The sequence below is a fragment of the Bathymodiolus azoricus thioautotrophic gill symbiont genome (assembly GCF_001298715.1).
Classification (GTDB): Bacteria; Pseudomonadota; Gammaproteobacteria; order PS1; family Pseudothioglobaceae; genus Thiodubiliella.
In genome coordinates, this window is the sequence record NZ_CDSC02000051.1 from 1 (window position 1) to 1770 (window position 1770).

Sequence of the window (1770 nt, forward strand, 5' to 3'; positions counted from 1 at the left end):
TTCCACTGATAAATCATTTTTTCACTGCCGGTTTCCATGGTTTTGGTGCCATCAGGGTTGATTTGCATATCGCCTTTTCTGCCGGTTATTTCGGCAGTTTTTAGCTCAGGCGTGTCATTATAAATGGCTTTGGCAAAATCTTGGGTGAGGCTTTGATTAACGCCATCAGTGCCACAGCCGACTAAGGCAATACGCTTGATATCCGTGCTGTCGTTGCCATAGGTTTGCTGGAGTATCTTCACCTTATCTGCTAATGACTGTGCACCTTCTTGGCTTAAATCGTTACCATGACCGACAAAATTAACACGGGTATCGCCTGTTGGCGTGTAAGCCTCACCTTTTAGAGTAACAAGATTGCCGTCTTGATCAAATTTGACAAGGACACTGCTGTCAGGGTGTTTGTTGAATAAGGCATTAGCGGCTTTGATGACAATAGGGTCATCGCTGCTTTGGACGATGAGGTTACTTTGATATTTGGAAGTTTTGTGTGCAACAGGCTGAGTATCGGGCTGGCTGGGGTTTTGCCCTGAGGTGAAAAATAAACTGTCAAATGCCAATTCTTTTTTTGCAAAACTGTGCCGAGTAAACCAGTTTCTACGCAAGCCTGTGGCGGTTCTTTGCAGGGTGATGGCTTGTTGTAATTGTGCTACAATGGCTTCTGCATCAATTTCATCTTCTGGATTATCGTCAGTGTTGACGATATACTCACCGCTATCAATGTCTTCAACCAAAATATTAACGACCTTGCCATAAGCAATCGTTTGATACTCTATGCGTTCAATCTCAATATCGTTTTGTTGCCCATGTAAGTATTCAATTTCGTGATTTTCTGTATTGTAATAAAGGACAATGTCATTCTTTTTTCTGAGTTTCATTCCCAGATCAAGGCTTTTATCTGAAAAATCGGTAATAATAAAGACTTTAGTCGTTTGAGAAAATGACAAGCCTCGAGAAAATTTTTGATTAACCTTACTATTAAACCATTTTTCTGCCTTGTTGGTTTTTTGCTCTCCAGTCTCTTGGGTATTGTCAGTGGTATTGGTGTTATTGGTAGTGGTGTTATTATTGGTGCTATCAGTAGTACTTGTGACCTCATTAGAAGAGGTATTTGTTTCGTCGTTGTTGTTAGACTGATTGTCATTAAATACTTGACCAAACACATTGTTGTTTTCCAGGCCCCCTGTTGTTGAAACCTGTCTTATCGATTTGGCGCTTACTGAAAGTGGCAACCTATTGTTAAGTATTTGTATGTCTGATAATTTGGCACCAATATCATGCAAAGAACTGTCTAAAAACAATTTGGTGTCTGTACTTAAAATTCTACTTGGGGTGTTGTAAAGCAAGGTGCCTTCGGTAGCTGGATCATCACCAACTTTAACAAGATAGTAGTTGATTGTTGCACCGTCTCGCTCTATTTTTAAATAATCCCCTGCCGTATAAGGATATTGATCTTCATCAAAACTTTTAATGCTACGACCGTTTTCATAAATGCCAACAATATTGCCAGAATTATGTACATAGATTGCGAAATCTATTGTGTGATAGTTACCTTTATTATTGTTATTATCGGTAGACAGCCCAACCATTAAATCTTTATTGTTACTGCCAATCTTGGCAATCACACAACCATCACCAGAAAAACCCTTGGTGGAAGTAATAGCAACATTCCAATCCCCGTTAGAGGTGTTTTCGTGAACATCCTCTTTTTCAATCAATGAGACTGATTTAATTTTGCTAAAGGTTTTTTCATTAGGATCCACGAAACTGATG

Annotated in this window: 1 protein-coding gene; it reads right to left on the minus strand. The window is 39.3% G+C overall.

Annotated elements, in window-relative coordinates; translation table 11 throughout:
• A partial coding sequence (locus tag BAZSYMA_RS00920) for a C80 family cysteine peptidase (protein ID WP_143243042.1) occupies positions 1-1770 on the minus strand: 1770 nt, incomplete at both ends.